Genomic DNA, 993 nt, shown 5'->3' on the forward strand with positions numbered 1-993 from the left:
CTTGTTGCCTCGCGTCATATCAGGTTATAGGCCAGTAACATCCCCCATACCTCCTGTTCCAGCAGGTCAACTTTCCGGCTTCTCTGCACCAGCGCGTTATCCAGGAGACTGCTTTTCAGGGTTCTGAACCCGACCTCGATTTCCCATCGTGAGTGATAAAGCTCTGCCACATCCTTCGCCCGATAGCGGTCTGCCGGAAGCGAGGTCAGGACCGTTTTCTCCACACCGTTCACCTCGTAAGTGACCGCCCGGGCATACCCGTATTCCGGCAGTGAAGCATTCTTTTTCCGGGCCTGCGGGGACACCTTCAGCTTCAGTCGTTTGTCACCTGAACCGTAACTTTCCTCTGTTTCCGCCACCATATTCTTGCGGGCTGGTAGCAGCCAGTGCCGGTTATTCCCCCTGCTGATTCAGCGTCACCAGCAGGTCTGTGCTGTAGAACAGTTTGTCGAACAGCGTGACGGAGTTGTCCGGAATAGAGGCCGTCATCGACTGTGCCAGCAGGATTTCACTCCGCCGGTAAGGGGCGCATCCAGCAGCACATGACTACCCAGGTTCATTAAGGCCACCAGACGCATGACCGGATAAGCACTCTGGCGTGGGGTTGACGTATTCGCTGAGCCATAATTGTCGCGCAGTTCAGGTTCGTCAGGCGTCCTGAACTGAGCCCCGTCAACAGCAAAAAGTTGCAGGTTCTGCCAGTCATCTTTGCGGTAGCGTTCAGCTCCCCATGTCTGCGCAGTCTGACGGAAGAGCCATTCAACCGGCGCAGCGCCCACCCGCTGACGCGCCTGAGTCACCGCGCTGCGGGCCAGCAGGTTCATGCCGGCATCGCCATCCGCACTCAGGTTCAGCCGACGGACCACATCGGTCATCGGCTCATTACGGAAAAAGGCCATTGCCACGACCATCCAGATAACCATATCTCCCGGCAGGCGACGACGGCGAACGGTTGCATGCTCAGAGAGGGTCAGGCAGTGTTGTACCACTCAG

1 pseudogene is annotated in these 993 nt (G+C 57.5%); it reads right to left on the reverse strand.

Annotated elements, in window-relative coordinates:
- Positions 1 to 17: 17 nt before the first annotated feature.
- Positions 18 to 986: pseudogene (locus tag GVK32_RS28665) on the reverse strand (IS4 family transposase); the annotation flags it as partial.
- Positions 987 to 993: the final 7 nt, after the last annotated feature.

The organism is Klebsiella sp. 18074, from assembly GCF_902705905.1.
GTDB classification, from domain to species: Bacteria; Pseudomonadota; Gammaproteobacteria; order Enterobacterales; family Enterobacteriaceae; genus Klebsiella; species Klebsiella terrigena.